The organism is Nocardioides sp. REDSEA-S30_B4 (assembly GCF_001627265.1).
GTDB lineage: Bacteria > Actinomycetota > Actinomycetes > Propionibacteriales > Nocardioidaceae > Nocardioides.
Window position 1 is genome coordinate 12,612 of sequence record NZ_LUPI01000022.1, and the last position, 19,601, is coordinate 32,212.

Consider the following 19,601-nt stretch of genomic DNA (forward strand, 5'->3'; position numbering starts at 1 on the left):
TGGGGTATGGTGTAATTGGCAACACGGCTGATTCTGGTTCAGTTGTTCTAGGTTCGAGTCCTAGTACCCCAGCAAGTGACCACCAGGTCGGAGATCCGCTCAGGATCACCCCGATTTGGCCGGGACGAAGGCCTGAGGCTAGAGTTCCGCAGGTCGCCAGGGAGGCCGAGAGGCAGCCCGAAGCAACAGAATAAAGAACATGCTCCGTTCGTCTAGTGGCCTAGGACGCTGGCCTCTCACGCCGGAAACACGGGTTCGAATCCCGTACGGAGTACGTCTCACGAAGGCCCGGTCCACCAGGACCGGGCCTTCGTCGTTCCTCGTGCTCGCGGCTGTCCTCGCACCGGGCGCCGGCGCGGCTCAACCGGCCGCTGGGCCTGCGCGGCTCAGCCCGGCCGCTGGACCTGCGCGGCCAGCCGCTCGGGCGCCTGGACGCAGTAGGAGTCGGTCAGCAGCTCGGCCAGCTCGGCCCAGTCGGTGTCGTCGTCGAGCAGCAGCCCCACGACGTCACTGCCCCACGAGGCCTTGAAGTACGGGTCGCCGAGGTGCTGCAGCGCCATCACCTCGTCGGGCTCGGCGCGGAACATGATGCGGAACAGGCCGTCCTCGCCGCCGAACACGTGCGCCACCGTGGCCGACCCCACCCGCCAGCGGGTGCCGACCCAGGCCGGCTCGGCCGCGCACCGGGGGAACGCCCCGAGCACGCCGTCGATGCGGCGTACCCACTCCTCGGGGATTTCGGGACGCTCCTTGCGGCGGCTCACGGGCCCAGCCTGGCACGAGCCACCGACGCCCGGGAGCGGTGAGTCCTCAACCGTCCGGGGTCGTCCATGGGTTGATCACTCACCGCTGCCCGACCCGAGCCGGCGGGAGCGGTGAGTCCTCGACCGATCCGGCCGACGGAAAGGGTGACTGCCCACCGCCGGTCCGGAACCTCAGGCGCAGAGGCCGTTGGCGAGCGCCTCGGCCCGCTCCTTCTCCCGCTCGGCCGCCTCGTCGGGGTCGACGGGCTCGGTGGCCGTGGCGCTCGGGTCGGCCGACGAGGTGCCGACCGGGTCCTTGGCGCTGATGGACCGCCGACCGAGCTTCTTGGTCAGTGGCTTGTCCTTGGCCACGCGCTTCCACAGCTTGGCGGCCTTGTCGGACCAGACGAGCCGGTTCGGGTCGGGCGCGTAGGCCTCGTTGGGCACCGTCACGAACTCGATGCTGCCCAGCCCGGTGTCGCGGAACTGCAGCGCCAGGTCGACCAGGTCCTGGATCGAGCCCAGCTCCTCGTCGACGGTGATCGACCGGGTGGCCGCGGAGAGGAAGCTGTAGACGCGGTCGGGACGGGTCAGGGTGCCGGCGGAGACGACCTTGTTGATCATCGAGGCGATGAACGCCTGCTGACGACGCATCCGGCCGATGTCTGAGTTGGCCGAGAGCACGTAGCGCTCGCGGACGTAGTCGAGCGCCTCCCGGCCCTCGAGGGTCTGGGTGCCGGCGTCGAAGAAGATGTTGTGCGTCGGGTCGGAGACGTCCTTGGGGATGCACACCTCCACCCCGCCGACGGCGTCGACCATGTCGACGAAGCCGTTGAAGTCGACGGTGACGTAGTGGTCGATCAGCACCCCGGTGAGCTGCTCGACCGTCTGGATCGTGCACGCCGGACCGCCGAGGGCGAAGGCGGAGTTGAACATCTCGAGCTCACCGCCCGGGATCACCTCGCCGTCGTCGTCCATGCAGTCGGGCCGCGTGACCAGGGCGTCGCGGGGCAACGAGATGCCGTAGGCCTCCTGGCGGTCCGCGGAGACGTGCACCAGCAGCGTGGTGTCCGAGCCTCCGCCGCCGGACTCGCCGTCGATGGCGCAGCCCTCGCACGAGCGGTCGTCGGTGCCCATCACGAGGATGTTCAGCGGCTCCTTCGGGCCCTCGACCTCCTGCTTCTCCGGGCGGTCGGTCAGCATCCCCGTGACGTCCTGGGAGCGGATGTCGCCGTCGAGGTGCCGGTAGGCCAGGGTGACCGCCGCTGCGGTCACGATGGCCAGCAGCACGTGGGTGAGCAGCACGACGCGCACGACGGTCCGTCGGTGGGAATGGTCGACCCGCAGGTGCTGTGGCACCCCCCGATCCTCCCTCAGGGGTGGTCACCGCCCGCGCACCCCCGGCCCGGACGGTGCGTCGTGGCACCGCGTCCCGGCCCGCGGCCGTGTCCGATTCCCGCCAGAGACTGTCGGTGGCGACGTGCATGATGGCATCGTGAGCGAGACGACGAGCCCCCTGGACCCGGTGCTGGACCGGGGGCTGGATCCGGCGTCCTGCTACGCCGCCGTCAGCTCGCGCGACCGCCGCTACGACGGTGTCTTCTACACCGCGGTCCGCACGACCGGCATCTACTGCCGGCCCTCCTGCCCGGCACGCACCCCCGCCGCCGGCAACGTGACCTTCCACCGCTCCGCGGCGTCCGCGCAGGCCGCCGGCTACCGCGCCTGCAAGCGCTGCCTGCCGGACGCCACGCCGGGCAGCCCGGACTGGGACGTCCACGCCGGGGTGGCCGGCCGCGCGATGCGGCTGATCGCCGACGGCGTCGTGGACCGTGAGGGGGTCGAGGGCCTGGCCCGGCGCATCGGCTACACGCCGCGCCACCTCGGGCGCGTGCTGGTCGCCGAGCTCGGTGCCGGGCCGCTCGCCCTCGCCCGGGCGCGCCGGGCGCAGACGGCGAGGGTCCTGGTGGAGACCACCGACCTGTCGTTGGCCGACGTCGCCTTCGCCGCCGGCTTCGCCAGCGTGCGGCAGTTCAACGACACCGTCCGCGAGGTGTACGACGCCAGTCCCAGCGCCCTGCGCGCACGCCGATCCGCAGCGGGCTCGCACGGTGCGGCCGAGTCGACCGCCGCGGGCACGCTCACCATGCGACTGGCGGTCCGCACGCCCTTCGCGGCCACGGCGCTGCTGGACTTCCTGGCCTACCACCTCGTGCCGGGCGTCGAGGTCGCCGGACCCGGCTGGTACGCCCGCACCCTCGACCTCCCGCACGGCCCCGGCACCCTGCGCCTCCACCTCGACCCCTCGCTCGACGACCTCGAGCCCGGCCGCACCGCCCAGGTGGCGGCGACGTTCACGCTCACCGACCTGCGTGACACCGGCGCCGCCGTCGAGCGCGCCCGACGGCTCGTCGACGCCGACTGCGACCCGCTGGCGGTGAGCGCGCACCTGGGTGCGGACAGGCTGCTCGCCCCCCTCGTGGCCCGTCACCCGGGCCTGCGCGTGCCCGGCCAGGTCGACGGCGGGGAGACGGCGCTTCGCACGGTGATCGGCCAGCAGGTCTCGGTCACCGGCGCCCGGACGGTGACCGGCCGGATCGTCGCCGCGCACGGGACCCGGGTCGACACCGGCGTACCCGGGTTGACGCACGTGTTCCCGCGCACCGACGTCGTGGCCGGCCTCGACCCCGAGACGCTCCCGATGCCGCGGACGCGTGGGCGTGCGCTCGTCGGGCTGGCGGCGGCGCTGGCCTGGGGAGAGGTCGCGCTCGACCGCGGACCCGAGCGCGACGCGGTACGCGAGCGGATGCTCGCGCTGCCCGGCATCGGCCCGTGGACCGCCGACTACGTCGCGATGCGCGCGCTGGCCCACCCCGACGTGTTCCTCCCGACCGACGTGGGCGTGCGCACCGCCTTGACGCGGCTCGGCGCCGACCCGGCGGAGGCGATCGTCGGCAGCGACCGGTGGCGCCCCTGGCGCTCCTACGCCCTGCTGCACCTGTGGCAGACCCTGATGCCGCCCACCCCCGAGCCGGCACCCCAGCCCACCGACCTGCAGGAGACCAACTGATGTGGACCGAGACCCCGAGCCCCATCGGGCCGCTGCGCATCGTCGAGCACCGCGGTGCGATCACGGCCATCGAGTTCTCGCCCTGGGCCGAGGGCGACGGACGCCCCCGTGGTGCGCGGCAGGACGACCTCCCGGTGCTGGTCGAGGCCGTGCGCCAGCTGGCCGCCTACTTCGACGGCACGCTCACCGACTTCGACCTCCCGCTCGCCCCGCAGGGCAGCGACTTCCAGCAACGGGTCTGGGAGCAGCTGCGCGGCATCGGCTACGGCGAGACCGCGTCGTACGGCGCCATCGCGCACCGCCTGGGCATGACCAACGCCGCCTCCCGCGCGGTCGGCCTGGCCAACGGCCGCAACCCGATCCCGATCGTCATCCCCTGCCACCGCGTCATCGGCGCCAACGGCACCCTCACCGGGTACGCCGGTGGGCTGGAGCGCAAGCAGCTGCTGCTGGACCTCGAACGCACCGACGCGCTCTTCTGACGCCGAACCGTCACTCACGCACGGCCGAGCCGTCGCTCACGCACGGCCGAGCCGTCGCTCACGCACGGCCGACCCGGCGAGGCCGCGATCAGGCCGACTGACCGTCCGCCGCGGCGCGGCGCAGCGACTCCGAGAGCCGCTCGGCCGCGGCCATGACCGCCGGCGCGTGCATGCGACCCGGCGTGCGCGAGAGCCGCTCGAGCGGGCCGGACACCGACACGGCGGCGATGATCTTGCCGCTGGGGGAGCGGACCGGGGCGGACACCGAGGCGACGCCCTGCTCGCGCTCGCCGACCGACTGCGCCCAGCCGCGTCGGCGGATGCCGGAGAGGGCGGCGGCGGAGTAGGCGGCGTTCTGCAGGCCGCGGTGCATGCGCTCGGGGTCCTCCCAGGCCAGCAGCACCTGGGCCGCGGAACCGGCACGCATCGTCAGCTGCGTGCCGACGGGGATGGTGTCGCGCAGGCCGGAGGGGCGCTCGGCGGCCGCCACGCACACGCGGTGGTCGCCCTGGCGGCGCCACAGCTGGGCGGACTCGCCGGTGATGTCGCGCAGTCGCGCGAGCACAGGGCCGGCGGTGGCGAGGAGGCGGTCCTCGCCGGCGGCGGCCGAGAGCTCGGCGAGCCGCGGGCCGAGGACGAAGCGGCCCTGCATGTCGCGGGCGACGAGACGGTGGTGCTCCAGCGCCACCGCGAGACGGTGCGCGGTGGGTCGGGCGAGGCCCGTGGCGCTGACCAGGCCCGCCAGGGTCGCCGGGCCCGACTCCAGGGCCGTCAGCACGATCGCCGCCTTGTCGAGAACGCCCACTCCACTGCTGTCCATATAGCAATACTGATGTCTCGGGGAATGGGATGGCAAGCACTGTGACGCGCGCCTCACGAGTCTTTGCCTTGGCAAGAGCGGTCTCACATCCTGGGAATCGTGTCTCACGAGATGGGATCTTGGGCGTAGCATCGACCTGTCGAACCGCCCGACCCTGCGTGCCTCCGTACGCCGTCGGGCCGGACGGACACCCGCCAACCGAAGGTCACGAAGGAGTGCGTCATGGGCAGGACCCTTGCCGAGAAGGTCTGGGACGAGCACGTCGTCCGATCGACCCCCGGGGAGCCGGACCTCCTCTACATCGACCTCCACCTCATCCACGAGGTCACCTCCCCGCAGGCCTTCGACGGCCTGCGGCTGGCCGGGCGCCCGGTGCGCCGTCCCGACCTCACGCTGGCGACCGAGGACCACAACGTCCCCACGCTCGACTGGGACAAGCCGATCGCCGACCCCGTCTCCCGAACCCAGGTCGAGACGCTGCGCAAGAACGCCGCCGAGTTCGGTGTCCGGCTGCACCCCCTCGGTGACCTCGACCAGGGCATCGTCCACGTCGTCGGCCCGCAGCTGGGCCTCACCCAGCCCGGCATGACGATCGTGTGCGGCGACAGCCACACCTCCACCCACGGCGCGTTCGGTGCGATCGCCTTCGGCATCGGCACCTCCGAGGTGGAGCACGTGCTGGCGACGCAGACCCTGATGCAGGCCAAGCCGAGGACGATGGCCGTCACCGTCAACGGGACCCTGCCCGAGGGCGTCACCGCCAAGGACCTGATCCTCTACCTGATCGCGCAGACCGGCACCGGTGGCGGCCAGGGCTACATCGTCGAGTACCGCGGCGAGGCCATCGAGCAGCTCTCGATGGAGGGCCGGATGACGGTCTGCAACATGTCCATCGAGTGGGGAGCCAAGGCCGGCATGATCGCGCCGGACCAGACGACCTTCGACTACATCGAGGGCAAGCCCGAGGCGCCGAAGGGTGCCGAGTGGGACGCCGCCGTCGCCCACTGGAAGAGCCTGCGCACCGACGACGACGCGACCTTCGACAAGGAGATCGTCATCGACGCCGGCGACGTCACGCCGTTCGTCACCTGGGGGACCAACCCCGGTCAGGGCGTCCCGCTGGGCGCGCACGTCCCGTCACCCGACGACTTCGAGGACGCCACGGACAAGGTGGCCTGCGAGAAGGCCCTGGCCTACATGGGTCTCGAGGCCGGCACCCCCATGCGCGAGGTGAAGGTCGACACCGTGTTCGTCGGCTCGTGCACCAACGGCCGCATCGAGGACCTGCGCCTGGCCGCCGAGGTCATCAAGGGCCACAAGGTCGCCGAGGGCACCCGGCTGCTGGTCGTGCCCGGCTCGGTGCGGGTGCGCCTGCAGGCCGAGGAGGAGGGACTCGACGTCGTCTTCAAGGAGGCGGGCGGCGAGTGGCGCGGCGCCGGCTGCTCCATGTGCCTGGGCATGAACCCCGACACCCTGGACCCGCAGGAGCGCTCCGCGTCCACGTCCAACCGCAACTTCGAGGGTCGCCAGGGCAAGGGTGGTCGCACCCACCTGGTCTCGGTGCCCGTCGCCGCCGCCACCGCCGTCAAGGGCACGCTCGCCTCGCCCGCGGACCTGGTCTGAGAGGAACTGGAGCCATGGAGAAGTTCACCTCCCACACGGGAACGGCGCTTCCGCTGCGCCGCAGCAACGTCGACACCGACCAGATCATCCCGGCGGTCTACCTCAAGCGCGTGACCCGCACCGGCTTCGAGGACGGGCTGTTCGCCGCGTGGCGCAACGACCCCGACTTCGTGGCCAACAAGCCTGAGTACGCCGGTGTCTCGATCCTCGTCGCCGGGCCCGACTTCGGCACCGGCTCCTCGCGCGAGCACGCCGTGTGGGCGCTGATGGACTACGGCTTCAAGGTCGTGCTCTCGAGCCGTTTCGCCGACATCTTCCGCGGCAACTCCGGCAAGGCCGGCCTGCTGTCGGTGCCGGTCGAGCAGGACGTCATCGAGCAGCTGTGGGCCGCGATCGAGGACGACCCGACGACCCGGATCACGGTGGACCTCGAGGCCCGGACCGTGACCTGCGGCGACCTGGTCGCGCCCTTCCAGATCGACGACTACACCCGCTGGCGTCTGCTCAACGGTCTCGACGACATCGGCATCACGCTGGGCAACGAGGCCGACATCGCTGCCTTCGAGGCCACGCGTCCGAGCTTCAAGCCCGTCACGCAGTAACGGCTTCACCCGGCTTCACCACCCGCTCGACCACAAGCACTGACGAACCGACGCCGCGATCATCGTGAGGAAAACACGAAGTTCGCGGCGTTGGTCATTGTGACCCGGGCCACGAATCCCTAGCGTGCATGGGAAGTCCGAGCGCGTGCTCGGCGCACCGAGGTTTGCACGAAGGGAAATCCTGTGAACAAGACCCAGCTCATCGATGCGCTCTCCGCGCGCTTCGAGGGGAACAAGAAGGCAGCGGCCCACGCGCTCGAGTCCGTCCTCGACACCATCACCCGTGAGGTCGCCAAGGGCGAGAAGGTCGCCATCACCGGCTTCGGCTCCTTCGAGAAGAAGGTCCGCGACGCCCGGTGGGTGCGCAACCCGCGCACCGGCGAGCGCATGAAGGCCAAGAAGACCGCGGTCCCGAAGTTCACCCCGGGCCAGGACCTGAAGAACGTCATCTCCGGCGCCAAGAAGCTGCCCAAGCTCACGGTGGCCAAGGCCGGCTCGGCCGCCAGCGCCGCTGCGGCACCGGCGGCCAAGGCAGCCAGCGCGGTGAAGAAGGCCGGCCCGGCGAAGAAGGCGCCTGCGAAGAAGGCTTCGGCCAAGAAGGCACCTGTCAAGTCGGCCGCTCCCGCCAAGAAGGCGCCCGCCAAGCAGGCGCCGGCGAAGAAGGCGCCTGCGAAGAAGGCTCCGGCCACGACCACGACGGCTGCCAAGAAGGCTCCGGCGAAGAAGACCACGACGGCCGCGAAGAAGGCGCCCGCCACGAAGGCCCCCGCGAAGAAGGCCCCTGCGAAGAAGGCCCCTGCGAAGAAGGCTCCGGCCAAGAAGGCTCCGGCCAAGAAGGCGGCCTCGAGCTCCTGAGTCTCCGGCTCGCCCACGTCCGATCGGGCCCGTCCGCAGCAGCGGACGGGCCCGATCGCGTGTCGTGGCAGAGGATCGGCGCCATCGCCGGTGTGCTCAGAAGAGGCCGAGCGCGTCCAGCACCCGACGCGTGTGCGTGCCGACGCCGAGCGCAGCTGCGGCCTGGAGGTCCGGCACGTCGTCGACGTCGCGACGCAGCGTGGTGAGCGGGCCGGTCACCTCGACGGCTCCGGCGTCGAGGTGGGCGAGCCGCGAGCCCTCGCCGTAGCGAGGGGCGAACGCCTCCCAGGACGCGGAGTACAACGTGGTCCCGATGCCGGCCGCATCGGCGACGAACCCCGCGACCCCACCGGCGAGGACGGGGGAAGCCAGCGCTGCGTCGAGGTCGGCTGGGTCGAGCGCCGGCAGGTCGGCGCACAGGGCCACCGGGCGCATCGAGGGCCAGCGTCGGCGTGCTTCAGCGGCAGTCTGGCGCAACGTCGCGTTGAGGTCGGAGGAGTCGCCGTCGGGGATGCACGGAGCCCCCGTCGCCGCCAAGGCCGCGGAGAAGCGGGCATCGTCCGTGGCGACCAGGACCGCGCCGACGTGTGCGGCGGCCAGGCACGCGGTCACCGTGTCCAGGGCGAAGGCGGCAGCGAGCTCCTCGCGCGCACCGTCGGCGATCCCGACCAGCCGTGACTTGCCGCGTGCCGGCGGCTTCACGGGCACCACGACGGCGTACGTCGGAGGGTGGGCGGGGACGGACATCGCACCCATCCTCCCAGGCGTGCACGTCGTCCTGCTCCGTGGTCCCACTCCCGTCCGGCACGCGCCCGCCCGCCTGTCGTGGCGTCGGTCACGAGCCGAGTAGCCTGCCCCGGTGACCGTGCGGAAGCTGCAGCAACGACGAGGGTGGGCCTTCAGCCTGGGCGTGGGCATCATCAAGCCCCTGCTCCTGGCCACGACCGTCCACGACTGGCGGCACGGCGAGCGGATCCCCGCCACCGGCGGGTGCGTCCTGGCGATCAACCACATCTCGCACCTCGACCCGCTCACGGCCGCGCACATCGTCTACGACCACGGCCGGCTGCCGCGCTACCTCGCGAAGTCGGGCCTGTTCAGCAACGCCTTCCTGCGCCGTTTCCTCACCGCGGCCGGCCAGATCCCCGTCGAGCGCGAGGGCAAGGGTGCCGTCGCGTACGCCGCCGCCGTCGAGGCCGTCCGCCAAGGAGGGTGCGTCGTGGTCTACCCCGAGGGCACGATCACGCGTGACCCCGACATGTGGCCGATGACCGGCAAGTCCGGCGCGGCGCGGATCGGGCTGGAGACGGGGGCGCCGGTGCTTCCGGTGGGTCAGTGGGGCGCGCAGCAGCTGCTGCCGCCGTACTCCAAGAAGCCGCACCTCGTCCCGCGCAAGCGGGTCACGATGTCGGTCGGCGAGCCCGTCGCTCTGGACGACCTGCGGCAGCGCGAGCTGACCCCCGAGGTGGTCAAGCAGGCCACCGACCGGATCCTGACCGCGATCACCGCGCAGGTCGAGGAGATCCGTGGGGCGCAGGCACCCGCGGAGAGGTACGACATGCGTGTCTCCGGAGACCCCTACAAAGACAGGAAGTCGGCATGAGCGAGTTCGGCAAGGTCGCGGTCTTCGGCGCGGGGTCGTGGGGCACCGCGTTCTCCATCGTGCTGGCCGACGCCGGCAACGACGTCACGATCTGGGCGCGTCGCGAGGAGGTGGCCACCGCCATCAACGAGCGGCGCGAGAACGCCGACTACCTCCCCAGCATCGAGCTGCCGCCGAGCGTGCGCGCCACGCACGACGTCGAGGCAGCGCTCGACGGCGCCGACGTGGTCGTGTGGGCCACGCCCTCGCAGTCCTTCCGCGACAACCTCCGCAGCTGGGCGCCGCACGTGCACCCCGACGCGGTGATGGTCTCCCTGATGAAGGGCGTGGAGCTCTCGACCCTGAGCCGGATGAGCGAGGTCATCGCGCAGGAGACCGGTGCGGGTCCCGAGCGCATCGCGGTCGTCAGCGGACCCAACCTGGCCAAGGAGATCGCGCGCCGCGAGCCTGCGGCCGCGGTCGTGGCCTGTGTCGACGAGGACGTCGCCACGCGGCTGCAGCAGCGGGTGCACAGCCCGGCGTTCCGCCCCTACACCTCCGTCGACGTGCTCGGCTGCGAGCTTGGCGGCGCCTACAAGAACGTCGTCGGCCTGGCCGTCGGCATGGCCGTGGGTCTCGGGTTCGGGGACAACACCACCGCCTCGATCATCACGCGCGGGTTGGCCGAGACCGCGCGGCTGGCGATGAAGCTCGGGGCCAACCCGCTGACCCTCATGGGCCTGGCCGGTCTGGGTGACCTGGTCGCCACCTGCTCCTCGCCGCTCTCACGCAACCGCACCTTCGGCGAGAAGCTGGGGCAGGGCATGACCACCGAGGAGATCTACGCCAGCACCCGCCAGGTCGCCGAGGGCGCGAAGTCCTGCTCGTCGCTGCGCGCGCTGGCCGAGCAGTCCGGCGTCGACGCCCCCATCGCGACGTACGTCGACGAGGTCGTCGCGGGCAACCTGACCGCTCAGGGGATGATGGACGCGATCCTCGCCCGCGACACCAAGCCCGAGACCGCCTGAGCGCCGAACCGGAGCGACCTTCCGGAAGGATGCGCCGGTTCGGCGGGAGATGGGTCAGTCGGTGAGGCCGTCGAGGGCGCGGGAGAGGTCCTCCCAGAGGTCCTCGACGTCCTCGACACCCACGGAGAGGCGGACCAGGGCGTCGGAGACGGTGGTCGGCTCGCTCTTCCAGCGACGGCGCCGCTCGAGGGTGGACTCCACGCCGCCGAGGCTGGTGGCGTGCACCCACAGGCGGGTCTTGCGCGGCAGCAGGTCCGCGGCCAGCGCGCCCGCGGCCAGCTCGACGCTCACGATCGCCCCGAAGCCCGGGTAGCGCACCAGCTGCACGGCCGGGTGCTCCCCGAGACGGCGGGCCAGCTCGGCGGCGTTGGCCTGGGCGCGCTCGACCCGCAGGTGCAGGGTGCGCATGCCGCGCACCGCCAACCACGCCTCGAGGGTGCCCGGCACGGCGCCGAGGAGGTCGCGACGCTGCTTGAGCACGGTGAACAGCTGGTCGTCGCGGGTGACCAGGGCGCCGAGGAGGGCGTCGGAGTGGCCGGCGAGGTACTTCGTGGCCGAGTGGACCACCAGGTCGGCACCGAGGTCGAGCGGGCGCTGGAGCAGCGGGGTGGCGAAGGTGTTGTCGACGACGACGTACGCGCCGGCCTCGTGCGCCGCCGTGCAGATCCGCTCGATGTCGGCGACGTCGAGGTTGGGGTTGGTCGGCGACTCGACCCACACCAGGGCCACGTCCTCGTCGCACGCGGCGACCACCGCGTCGGTGTCGGCGATGTCGACGAGCTTCGAGCGCAGCCGTCCGCGCATCTCGAGGTCGGCGATCTGCGACAGGCTGCCCTGGTAGGCCGCGTCCGGCGCGAGCACCAGCGCACCCTGGCCGACCAGGTCCAGCACGACCGAGACCGCCGCGAGCCCGGAGGAGAACGACAGGGCGCGGCCGCCCTCGAGCTTGCCGAGGACCTCCTCGAAGGCCTGCCAGGTGGGGTTGCCGTAGCGGCCGTACTCCCGCTCACCGCCGGCCACGTAGGTCGAGGCCATCGTGATCGGGGTGTTGAGCGGCTGGTCCACGTCGTGCGGCGGTCGACCCGTCGTCACGGCGATGGTCGAGGGGCGCAGGGAGTCGTCGGCCATGCGCACACACTAGGGTCGGCCCGGTGATCGCCCTCAGCCTGGCCCGGGTCGCCGAGATCGTCGACGGGGAGCTCGTCGGCACGACCCCGGACACCGCGCCTGTCGTGGACGGCGCCGTCGTCATCGACGGCCGCGAGGCCACCCCGGGAGGACTGTTCGCCGCGTTCGTCGGCGAGCGCGTCGACGGCCACGACCACGTCCCGCAGGCCGCAGCCGCCGGTGCGGTGGCCGTGCTCGGGTCGCGTCCCACCGAGCTGCCCACGGTCGTCGTCGAGGACGTGCGCGCCGCGCTCCAGCGCCTCGCGTCGTACGTCGTCAGCCGGGTCCGCGAGGAGGGCGACCTGACCGTCGTGGCACTGACGGGGTCCCAGGGCAAGACGTCGACCAAGGACCTGCTGGCGGCGGTGCTGGGCCGGTCGGCGGCCACGGTCGCGACCCGGGGGTCGTTCAACAACGAGCTGGGCATGCCGCTGACCGCGCTGCGCGTGGAGCCGACGACCCGCTTCCTGGTGCTCGAGATGGGTGCCCGCGGCATCGGCCACATCGCGGAGCTGACGGGGCTGGTCCGACCGGACGTGTCGGTGGTCCTCAACGTCGGTCAGGCGCACCTGGGGGAGTTCGGCTCCCGCGACGCGATCGCGCAGGCCAAGGGCGAGCTGGTCGAGGCCCTGACCGCGGACGGCACGGCGGTCCTCAACGCCGGCGACGAGCGCGTCTCCGCGATGGCGGCACGCACCGCCGGGCGGGTGCTGTCCTTCGGCGACGTCGCGGCCGCCGACGTGCGGGTCGAGGGACTGGCCCTGGATCGACTGGGCCGGCCCACGTTCCGGCTCGCGCACGCTGAGGAGCAGGCGGAGGTGGCGCTGCGGCTGGTGGGGGCCCACCAGGCGCTCAACGCGGCGGCTGCTGCAGCGGCCGCGGTCGCCTGCGGCGTACCCCTCGGCGAGGCGGCCACCGCCCTCAGCGAGGTCGAGACGCTCTCCCAGTGGCGGATGGAGCTGCGCGAGCTCGACCGCGGCGTGATCGTGCTGAACGACTCCTACAACGCCAATCCCGACTCGGTCCGGGCCGCGATCGACGCGCTCGCGGCGATCGGTGCCGACGCCGACGTGCACCGCACCATCGCGGTGCTCGGCGAGATGAAGGAGCTGGGGGAGACCCACGACGAGGAGCACCGGGGCATCGGTGCCTACGCCGCCGACCACGGCGTCGACCACGTGGTCGTGGTGGGCGAGGCCGCGCGTGGCCTCCACGAGGGCGCGGGGGAGCGCTCGACGTGGCTCCCGGACAACGCCTCGGCGGTCTCCTGGCTGGCCGAGAACCTCCGCGAAGGTGACGCGGTTCTCCTCAAGGCCTCCCGTGGCGCGCGCCTCGACGAGGTGGCAGCGACGCTGAAGTAGCGTCCGGCCCATGACCGACAGCCCCTCCCGCAAGGTGCGCGTGGCCCTCGTCTTCGGGGGTCGTTCCGGCGAGCACTCGATCTCCGCGGCGACAGCGGCCGGGGTCATGAAGGCCATCGACCGCGAGAAGTACGACGTCCTCCCCGTCGGCATCACCCGCGACGGCGAGTGGGTGCTGCCCTCCGGCGACTCGGCCCGCTTCGAGCTGACCTCCGGCTCGTTGCCGGAGGTCACCGCCGAGGGCGGGCGCGAGATCGCGGGCCTGGCCGAGGCGGGGCCGGTCGACGTGGTCTTCCCGCTGCTGCACGGCCCGTACGGCGAGGACGGCACCATCCAGGGCCTCCTCGAGCTCGCGGGGCTGCCCTACGTCGGTGCCGGGGTGCTGGCCTCCGCGGTCGGGATGGACAAGGCGTACATGAAGCTCGTCTTCGCCGGGCACGGCCTGCCCGTCGCGCCGTACGTCGTGGTGAAGCCGCGGGAGTGGGAGCAGAGCCCGTCGGCGGTGGTCGACCGGGTGCAGGCCCAGCTGCGGTTCCCGGTGTTCGTGAAGCCCGCTCGCGCCGGCTCCTCGCTCGGCGTGACCCGCGTCGACGACCTGACCGGGCTGTCCGAGGCGATCGAGGAGGCCCGCGTCCACGACCCCAAGGTGCTCGTGGAGGAGGGTGTCGAGGGTCGCGAGATCGAGTGCGCGGTGCTCGGTGGCCGCGCCGGTGGGCGCCCGCGTGCGTCGGTCCCCGGCGAGATCGTCGTCGACCACGACCAGGCCGGCTTCTACGACTTCGAGTCCAAGTACCTCTCGGCCACCCATGCCCGCACCGACGCCCCGGCCGACCTGCCCGAGGAGGTCGCCGAGCGGGTGCGCGAGCTGGCCGTGGAGGCCTTCGAGGCGATCGGCGCGGAGGGGCTGTCCCGGGTGGACTGCTTCGTCACGCCGCAGGGCGAGGTGCTGCTCAACGAGATCAACACGATGCCCGGGTTCACCCCGATCTCGATGTACTCCAAGATGTGGGAGGCCTCGGGCCTGCCTTACACCGAGCTCGTGGACGAGCTCATCCAGCTCGCGCTGGAGCGTCCGACCGGGCTGCGCTGAGCTCGGCGAGGTTCATCGGCCGGCCGACAGACCATGCCTCTGGCCGATGGACCTCCGTCGTCCTGCGGCAAGGTTCATCGGCCGGCCGATGAACCTCTCAGCCGCCTCAGGCCAGCACGCGCCGCACCAGGTCGAGGGTGACCTCGCCCAGCGAGGTGCCCGACAGGGTGCAGGCGAACGGCATCACCGAGGTCTCGGTGGTGCCGGGGGTGATGGCGGTCTCCAGCACGACGAACGAGCCGTCGGGGGAGACGATGAAGTCGCAGCGCGAGACGTCGGAGAGACCCAGCACCCGGTGCGCCTCACAGGCGGTGCGGCTGAGCTTCTCGATCACCTCGTCAGGGAACGCCGGCTTCTCCAGGGAGACGAACTCGGCGGTGTAGCGCGCGGAGAAGTCGAACTCGTGGCCCTTCTCGTAGTAGACCGCCACCGGGGTCAGCGCGCGCGGGCCGTCGGCGTCCTCGACGACCACGACGCTGACGTCGACGCCGTCATGGAAGCGCTCGATGACGGCGTCCTCGCAGTAGGCGTAGGAGCGCACCAGGGCCGAGGGAAGAGCGCCCATGCCGTCGACGCCGGTGACGCCCAGCGCGCTGCCGCAGCGGGTCGGCTTGACCACGACGCGCTCGCCGAGGCGGTGCATCACGTGCTCCATCAGTGCGTTGGCCCCGATGTCGCGGAAGGTCTGGGCGGACAGGCCGACGCTCTCGGGCACCGGGATGCCCTCGCGGCGCAGCAGCTCGCGGGCGGTGGCCTTGTCCCAGGCGACGCGGCAGGCGCGGCTCCCGGAGCCGACGAAGGGCAGGCCGATGAGCTCGAGCAGCGTCTGGATCTCGCCGTCCTCGCCGAACTGTCCGTGCAGGGCGGGCACCGCCGCGACGACCTTGTCCTGCTCCAGGCGGGTCAGCAGGTTGCGGTCGAAGTCGTAGGCCTCGGCCTCGACGCCGAGCTGGCGCAGCTCGCGCACCAGGTTGCGGCCGCTGGCCAGCGAGACGTCACGCTCGTGGCTGAGCCCGCCGGCGATGACGGCGACCGGACCGGACAGCTCCTCGTGGGTGCTCATGGCAGCAGGGTCCCACAGCCCGCCGACGCTCAGCGACAGCGGCTGACCCGCTCGAGGTGCTCGGTCACCGGGTCGGCGAGCGCCGAGAGCACCTCCAGGGAGCGCTGGCCGCGCTCGTCGGGTGGGAAGACCACCGCCACCCGGGGTCGTACGCCGATGGCGGTGGCGGTCACGGGTGACTCGGCGTCCGAGAGCTCGTCGGGGTCGATGAACCAGCCGACGCCACGCACCTCGTCGCACTCCGACGTCGCCTCGAGCGTCGCCGGCTCAGGCGCCCCGCAGGTCACCAGGGCACCGTCCGCGGCCGAGGGCAGGTCGGCGAGGAACGCCTCGCAGGCGGCCCGGCCGGCGGCGTCCAGCGGCTCGGCCCCGACCGGCTCGACCGACGTCCCCGAGCACCCGGCCAGCACGATCGACGCCAGCAGCGCGACCGCGCACGCGACGACGCCCCGGCTCCGGCGGGAGACGGGGCGTCGGACGCGCGCGGCGCTCGGCGGGGGAGCGCTCAGATGTGGACGACGGGGCACGTGAGCGTGCGGGTGATGCCGTCGAGGTTCTGCACCTTCGAGACGACCAGCTTGCCCAGCTCGTCGACGTTGCGGGCCTCGGCGCGCACGATGACGTCGTAGGGGCCGGTGACGTCCTCGGCGAGGGTCACGCCCTTGACCTGCGCGATGGCAGCGGCGACCTCGGCGGCCTTGCCGACATCGGTCTGGATCAGGATGTAGGCCTGGACGACCATCGTTGTCTCCCTCTGGGTCGGTTGCGCGGCGACGCTGCCGCGGACACGTCACCCGGATGTGTCGGGCAGCAACCTACCCGCATCAGTGCCGTGGCACGACAGCGGCCGGTGTCCCCGGACGGCGCCGCGGGTGGTGGGATGGGGCCATGTCGGACGCACCCCAGGCCCGCCCCGAGGACGCCACCATCGAGGAGCTCGGCGAGTTCGAGCTGATCGACGCCCTCACCGCCGCCTTCGAGCAGGGCGAGCAGGTGCTCGTGGGCCCCGGTGACGACGCCGCCGTGCTGCGGATCCGCACCGGCCACGTCGTCGTCTCGACCGACATGCTGGTCGAGGGCCGCCACTTCCGGCGCGACTGGGTGCCGGCACGCGACGTGGGCCACCGCGCCGCGGCGCAGAACCTCTCCGACATCAACGCGATGGGCGGCCGCGCCCACAGCCTCACCGTGGGCATGGCGGTCCCGGCCGACCTGCCGGTGGCCTGGGCCACCGAGTTCGCCGAGGGCTTCGCCGAGGAGTGCCGGGCGGTCGGCGCCAGCGTGGTCGGCGGAGACCTGACCCGGGGCGACCAGCTGGTCGTCTCGGTCACCGTGCTCGGTGCGTGCACGGTCGCGCCGGTCCTCCGCAGCGGCGCGGAGCCCGGTGACGTCCTCGCGCTGGCGGGGCGGCAGGGCTGGGCCGCCGGGGGCCTGGCGGTGCTCGGCCGCGGCTTCCGCTCGCCCCGGGTGCTGGTCGAGGCCTACCGACGGCCCGCTCCGCCGTACGACGCCGGGCCGGAGGCCGCCGCGGCCGGTGCCACCTCGATGATCGACGTCTCCGACGGGCTGCTGTCCGAGGCGGGGCACCTCGCCCGGGCGTCCGGTGTCCGCATCGACGTGCGCACCGGGACCCTGGAGGTCCCCGAGCCGCTGCACGCGGTGGCCGCGGCGACCGGGTCCGACCCGCTGCGCTACGTGCTCGGCGGGGGCGACGACCACGCCCTCCTGGCGACGTTCGCCGACGCCGCGAGCGTGCCGGCGGGCTGGACCGTGATCGGCGCGGTCACCGAGGGGGAGGGCGTCACCGTGGACGGCGCCCCCTACGACGGGCCGGCCGGCTGGACGGCCTTCTGAGACCTCTGCCGTAGGTGGCGGCGGGCGACGGGGGCCGCCGGCCCGGAACAGAAGAAGACCGCCACCCCTCCAGGTGACGGTCTTCCCTGCATGCTCCGTTGGTCTGGGTGCTCCTCAGACCGGTCGGGCGGCTCGCGTCAGCGCGAGACCTTGCCGGCCTTGAGGCAACCGGTGCAGACGTTCATCCGCTTCGGGGTGCCGTTGACCACGGCACGCACGCGCTGGATGTTGGGGTCGAAGCGGCGCTTCGTGATCTTGCGCGACCACGGCCGGTTGTTGCCGAAGCCAGGCTTCTTGGCGCAGATGTCGCAGACGGCAGCCACCGTGAACTCCTGAGGATCGATGTGTTGGAACGAGTCGAGAGGGCCCGAGAGGCCGTGAGCGGCCCCGGGCAACCGCACAAGAGTATCGCCACACCCCTCGATCGCCGAATCGACGTCGGAGCGGCCCACTACCCTCGGGGCCGTGCCCGACCCGCGACACGACCAGCCGACCCCCACGATGCCCGACGGCGTCGAGGTGCTGCCCCGGGGGGTGAGCCTCGAGGGCGTGCTGCGGTTCACCGAGGTCGCGGCCCGCGCGCTCGAGGCCGCGCGGGAGGAGGTCGACGCGCTCAACGTCTACCCCGTGCCCGACGGTGACACCGGCACCAACATGTACCTCACCATCGCCGCCGCCCGCGACGCCGTGGAGACCGCGGTCGCGCAGGCCGGGGGGCCGGCGCAGTGCGGGGTCGGCCCGGGCCTGGAGGCGCTGGGGCGCGGGGCACTGCTCGGCGCCCGCGGCAACTCCGGCGTCATCCTCAGCGAGATGCTGCGCGCCCTGGCGCGGCGGCTCGCGGAGGCCGGTCCCGACGACCGTGCCGCCGCGGTGATGGCCGAGGGGATGCGGCTGGCCGCCGATGCCGCGTACGCCGCTGTCGGCACGCCCGTCGAGGGCACCATGCTCACCGTGGCCAGGGCAGCGGCCGAGGCCGCCGGCGAGGCCGTGGTCGACCCGGCCGCACGCACCCGCGACGTGCTCACCGCAGCGGCCGCGGCCGCCCGCGAGGCGCTGGCCGCGACGCCTCAGCAGCTGCAGGTGCTCGCGGACGCCGGGGTGGTCGACGCGGGAGGTCGGGGCTTCAGCGTCGTCCTCGACGCCGCCGAGACCGCCCTCACCGGCCGGGTGCCGCCGCAGGTGCGCACGCGCCTGGGCAGCCACCAGATCCCGGTGCCCGTGCTGCCCGCCGGGACCACCGGCGCGGGCGCCGACCCCGAGCAGACCGGCGGCGACCTGAGCGAGGACGGGCCGTCGTACGAGGTGATGTACCTCCTCGACGCGCCCGCCGACCGGGTGCCGGCGCTGCGCGAGACGCTGGCCGGCCTGGGCGACAGCCTGGTGGTCGTCGGGGACGAGCCGCTGTGGAACGTCCACGTCCACGTCGACGACGTGGGCGCAGCGATCGAGGCCGGCATCGAGGCCGGCCGCCCGCACCGCATCCGCGTGACCCACTTCGCCGAGCAGGTGGCCGAGCAGCGGGCCGCCGCGGCGCCGCGCTCGGGCCGGGCCGTCGTCACCGTCGCCGCCGGCCCCGGCCTGGCCGCGCTCTTCACCGAGGCGGGTGCCGTGGTGGTCGAGGGCGGTCCGGGTCGCCGCCCCTCCACCGGCGAGCTGTTGGAGGCCATCACCGGCTGCGGCGCCCAGGAGGTCGTGGTCCTGCCCAACGACCCCGACTCGGTGCGCGTGGCGCAGGTCGCCGCGCACACCGCCCAGCAGGACCTCGGCGTGCGGGTCGTGGTCGTGCCCACCTCGGCGCAGGTGCAGGGCCTGGCCGCCCTGGCCGTGCACGAGCCGGGCCGGGCCTTCGACGCCGACGTGGTGGAGATGACCGCCACCGCCCGGCACGCCCGCCACGGCGCCGTGACCATCGCCGCCCGCACCGCCATGACGATGGCCGGGCCCTGCGAGCCCGGTGACGTGCTCGGCGTCGTCGAGGGCGACTTCGCGGTGGTGGGCAGCGACCTCGACGAGGTCGCCGCCCAGGTGGCCGACAGGCTGCTCGGCGGTGGCGGGGAGCTGGTCACCGTCGTCTCCGGCGCGGAGGACCCCGACGGCGCGCTCGCGCACCGCCTGGCCGCCTGGGTCGAGGAGCACCGTCCGCACGTCGACGTGATGGTCTACGACGGGGGACAGGAGCGCTACCCGCTGCTCCTCGCCGTCGAGTAGCAGCCCCAGCCAGTCGCCCACCCAGCAGCCCACCCAGTAGCCCACCCAGCAGC

General features: G+C 72.8%; 20 protein-coding genes and 2 tRNA genes. 13 read left to right on the plus strand and 9 right to left on the minus strand.

Annotated features, from left to right (window positions below; genetic code table 11):
- Together A6R01_RS05870 and A6R01_RS05875 are read left to right on the plus strand one after the other, a co-directional pair.
- Positions 1-72 (plus strand) — tRNA-Gln (locus tag A6R01_RS05870).
- A gap of 129 nt (positions 73-201) precedes the next feature.
- Positions 202-274: transfer RNA gene (locus tag A6R01_RS05875), tRNA-Glu, on the plus strand.
- 112 nt (positions 275-386) lie between these two features.
- Here A6R01_RS05875 and A6R01_RS05880 read toward each other — a convergent pair.
- Together A6R01_RS05880 and A6R01_RS05885 are read right to left on the minus strand one after the other, a co-directional pair.
- Entirely contained in the window at positions 387-764 is a 378-nt protein-coding gene (locus tag A6R01_RS05880; RefSeq protein ID WP_292604466.1) for an MmcQ/YjbR family DNA-binding protein, read from the minus strand.
- A 171-nt stretch (positions 765-935) separates the two neighbouring features.
- Positions 936-2,102 carry an LCP family protein gene (locus tag A6R01_RS05885; protein WP_292604468.1) on the minus strand — a complete coding sequence of 389 codons (1,167 nt, stop codon included), beginning with the start codon at positions 2,100-2,102 and terminating at the stop codon, positions 936-938.
- 136 nt (positions 2,103-2,238) lie between these two features.
- Between A6R01_RS05885 and A6R01_RS05890 the strand changes: the two genes are divergently transcribed.
- Both A6R01_RS05890 and A6R01_RS05895 read left to right on the plus strand, forming a co-directional pair.
- Positions 2,239-3,813 carry an AlkA N-terminal domain-containing protein gene (locus A6R01_RS05890; RefSeq protein ID WP_292604470.1) on the plus strand — a complete coding sequence of 525 codons (1,575 nt, stop codon included), beginning with the start codon at positions 2,239-2,241 and terminating at the stop codon, positions 3,811-3,813.
- The gene (locus A6R01_RS05895) at positions 3,813-4,295 is read left to right on the plus strand and encodes a methylated-DNA--[protein]-cysteine S-methyltransferase (protein WP_292604472.1); all 483 of its coding nucleotides are present in this window, start codon (positions 3,813-3,815) and stop codon (positions 4,293-4,295) included. The genes A6R01_RS05890 and A6R01_RS05895 overlap by 1 nt, the downstream gene beginning before the upstream one ends.
- 88 nt (positions 4,296-4,383) lie before the next feature.
- Here the strand turns inward: A6R01_RS05895 and A6R01_RS05900 are convergent, their stop codons facing one another.
- The gene (locus tag A6R01_RS05900) at positions 4,384-5,115 is read right to left on the minus strand and encodes an IclR family transcriptional regulator (protein WP_179531577.1); all 732 of its coding nucleotides are present in this window, start codon (positions 5,113-5,115) and stop codon (positions 4,384-4,386) included.
- 222 nt (positions 5,116-5,337) lie between these two features.
- Between A6R01_RS05900 and leuC the strand changes: the two genes are divergently transcribed.
- From leuC to A6R01_RS05915, 3 genes are all read left to right on the plus strand, one after another.
- Positions 5,338-6,738 carry a 3-isopropylmalate dehydratase large subunit gene (leuC, locus tag A6R01_RS05905; protein WP_292604474.1) on the plus strand — a complete coding sequence of 467 codons (1,401 nt, stop codon included), beginning with the start codon at positions 5,338-5,340 and terminating at the stop codon, positions 6,736-6,738.
- Between the two features lie 14 nt (positions 6,739-6,752).
- A complete protein-coding gene (leuD, locus tag A6R01_RS05910) occupies positions 6,753-7,340 on the plus strand; it encodes a 3-isopropylmalate dehydratase small subunit (RefSeq protein ID WP_292604476.1) in 588 nt (195 codons plus the stop codon).
- A gap of 183 nt (positions 7,341-7,523) precedes the next feature.
- Positions 7,524-8,195: an HU family DNA-binding protein gene (locus A6R01_RS05915; RefSeq protein ID WP_292604478.1), complete on the plus strand. Its 672-nt coding sequence runs from the start codon at positions 7,524-7,526 to the stop codon at positions 8,193-8,195.
- A gap of 96 nt (positions 8,196-8,291) precedes the next feature.
- Here the strand turns inward: A6R01_RS05915 and cofC are convergent, their stop codons facing one another.
- On the minus strand, positions 8,292-8,942 hold the full coding sequence (cofC, locus tag A6R01_RS05920) for a 2-phospho-L-lactate guanylyltransferase (protein ID WP_292604480.1): 651 nt from the start codon (positions 8,940-8,942) through the stop codon (positions 8,292-8,294).
- A 112-nt stretch (positions 8,943-9,054) separates the two neighbouring features.
- Between cofC and A6R01_RS05925 the strand changes: the two genes are divergently transcribed.
- Together A6R01_RS05925 and A6R01_RS05930 are read left to right on the plus strand one after the other, a co-directional pair.
- Positions 9,055-9,798 (plus strand): 1-acyl-sn-glycerol-3-phosphate acyltransferase, encoded by a 744-nt coding sequence (locus tag A6R01_RS05925; protein WP_292604482.1) that lies wholly within the window; start codon positions 9,055-9,057, stop codon positions 9,796-9,798.
- On the plus strand, positions 9,795-10,805 hold the full coding sequence (locus tag A6R01_RS05930) for an NAD(P)H-dependent glycerol-3-phosphate dehydrogenase (RefSeq protein WP_292604484.1): 1,011 nt from the start codon (positions 9,795-9,797) through the stop codon (positions 10,803-10,805). Before A6R01_RS05925 ends, A6R01_RS05930 begins: the two co-directional genes overlap by 4 nt.
- Before the next feature lie 54 nt (positions 10,806-10,859).
- On the opposite strand, the gene A6R01_RS05935 is transcribed toward A6R01_RS05930, so the two are convergent.
- A complete protein-coding gene (locus A6R01_RS05935; protein WP_292604486.1) occupies positions 10,860-11,933 on the minus strand; it encodes an aminotransferase class I/II-fold pyridoxal phosphate-dependent enzyme in 1,074 nt (357 codons plus the stop codon).
- Positions 11,934-11,956: 23 nt separating this feature from the next.
- Between A6R01_RS05935 and murF the strand changes: the two genes are divergently transcribed.
- Together murF and A6R01_RS05945 are read left to right on the plus strand one after the other, a co-directional pair.
- Positions 11,957-13,333, plus strand: coding sequence for a UDP-N-acetylmuramoyl-tripeptide--D-alanyl-D-alanine ligase (murF, locus tag A6R01_RS05940; RefSeq protein ID WP_292604488.1), 1,377 nt, complete (start codon positions 11,957-11,959; stop codon positions 13,331-13,333).
- A gap of 10 nt (positions 13,334-13,343) precedes the next feature.
- Positions 13,344-14,423 (plus strand): D-alanine--D-alanine ligase family protein, encoded by a 1,080-nt coding sequence (locus A6R01_RS05945; RefSeq protein WP_292604490.1) that lies wholly within the window; start codon positions 13,344-13,346, stop codon positions 14,421-14,423.
- 106 nt (positions 14,424-14,529) lie between these two features.
- Here A6R01_RS05945 and A6R01_RS05950 read toward each other — a convergent pair whose 3' ends face one another.
- From A6R01_RS05950 to A6R01_RS05960, 3 genes are read right to left on the minus strand one after another with little or no spacing between them, the layout of a single operon-like run.
- Positions 14,530-15,486 (minus strand): D-alanine--D-alanine ligase, encoded by a 957-nt coding sequence (locus A6R01_RS05950; RefSeq protein ID WP_292604492.1) that lies wholly within the window; start codon positions 15,484-15,486, stop codon positions 14,530-14,532.
- Positions 15,487-15,515: 29 nt separating this feature from the next.
- On the minus strand, positions 15,516-16,013 hold the full coding sequence (locus A6R01_RS05955) for a DUF3515 family protein (RefSeq protein ID WP_292604494.1): 498 nt from the start codon (positions 16,011-16,013) through the stop codon (positions 15,516-15,518).
- A complete protein-coding gene (locus tag A6R01_RS05960; protein WP_028636164.1) occupies positions 15,992-16,228 on the minus strand; it encodes an Lrp/AsnC ligand binding domain-containing protein in 237 nt (78 codons plus the stop codon). Before A6R01_RS05960 ends, A6R01_RS05955 begins: the two co-directional genes overlap by 22 nt.
- Before the next feature lie 146 nt (positions 16,229-16,374).
- Between A6R01_RS05960 and A6R01_RS05965 the strand changes: the two genes are divergently transcribed.
- Positions 16,375-17,340 carry a thiamine-phosphate kinase gene (locus A6R01_RS05965; protein ID WP_292604496.1) on the plus strand — a complete coding sequence of 322 codons (966 nt, stop codon included), beginning with the start codon at positions 16,375-16,377 and terminating at the stop codon, positions 17,338-17,340.
- A gap of 137 nt (positions 17,341-17,477) precedes the next feature.
- Here the strand turns inward: A6R01_RS05965 and rpmB are convergent, their stop codons facing one another.
- Positions 17,478-17,663 carry a 50S ribosomal protein L28 gene (rpmB, locus tag A6R01_RS05970; RefSeq protein ID WP_179531565.1) on the minus strand — a complete coding sequence of 62 codons (186 nt, stop codon included), beginning with the start codon at positions 17,661-17,663 and terminating at the stop codon, positions 17,478-17,480.
- 142 nt (positions 17,664-17,805) lie between these two features.
- Here rpmB and A6R01_RS05975 point away from each other — a divergent pair, with 142 nt between their 5' ends.
- Positions 17,806-19,548 (plus strand): DAK2 domain-containing protein, encoded by a 1,743-nt coding sequence (locus A6R01_RS05975; RefSeq protein ID WP_366925092.1) that lies wholly within the window; start codon positions 17,806-17,808, stop codon positions 19,546-19,548.
- The last annotated feature ends 53 nt before the right edge of the window (positions 19,549-19,601 follow it).

Coding starts and splice junctions, on each gene's coding strand:
- cofC (WP_292604480.1), bottom strand. CDS start 8,942: ATGTCCGTCCCCGCCCACCCTCCGACGTACGCCGTCGTGGTGCCCGTG.
- A6R01_RS05900 (WP_179531577.1), bottom strand. CDS start 5,115: ATGGACAGCAGTGGAGTGGGCGTTCTCGACAAGGCGGCGATCGTGCTG.
- leuD (WP_292604476.1), top strand. CDS start 6,753: ATGGAGAAGTTCACCTCCCACACGGGAACGGCGCTTCCGCTGCGCCGC.
- A6R01_RS05935 (WP_292604486.1), bottom strand. CDS start 11,933: ATGGCCGACGACTCCCTGCGCCCCTCGACCATCGCCGTGACGACGGGT.
- leuC (WP_292604474.1), top strand. CDS start 5,338: ATGGGCAGGACCCTTGCCGAGAAGGTCTGGGACGAGCACGTCGTCCGA.
- A6R01_RS05945 (WP_292604490.1), top strand. CDS start 13,344: ATGACCGACAGCCCCTCCCGCAAGGTGCGCGTGGCCCTCGTCTTCGGG.
- A6R01_RS05895 (WP_292604472.1), top strand. CDS start 3,813: ATGTGGACCGAGACCCCGAGCCCCATCGGGCCGCTGCGCATCGTCGAG.
- A6R01_RS05965 (WP_292604496.1), top strand. CDS start 16,375: ATGTCGGACGCACCCCAGGCCCGCCCCGAGGACGCCACCATCGAGGAG.
- A6R01_RS05960 (WP_028636164.1), bottom strand. CDS start 16,228: ATGGTCGTCCAGGCCTACATCCTGATCCAGACCGATGTCGGCAAGGCC.
- A6R01_RS05930 (WP_292604484.1), top strand. CDS start 9,795: ATGAGCGAGTTCGGCAAGGTCGCGGTCTTCGGCGCGGGGTCGTGGGGC.
- A6R01_RS05950 (WP_292604492.1), bottom strand. CDS start 15,486: ATGAGCACCCACGAGGAGCTGTCCGGTCCGGTCGCCGTCATCGCCGGC.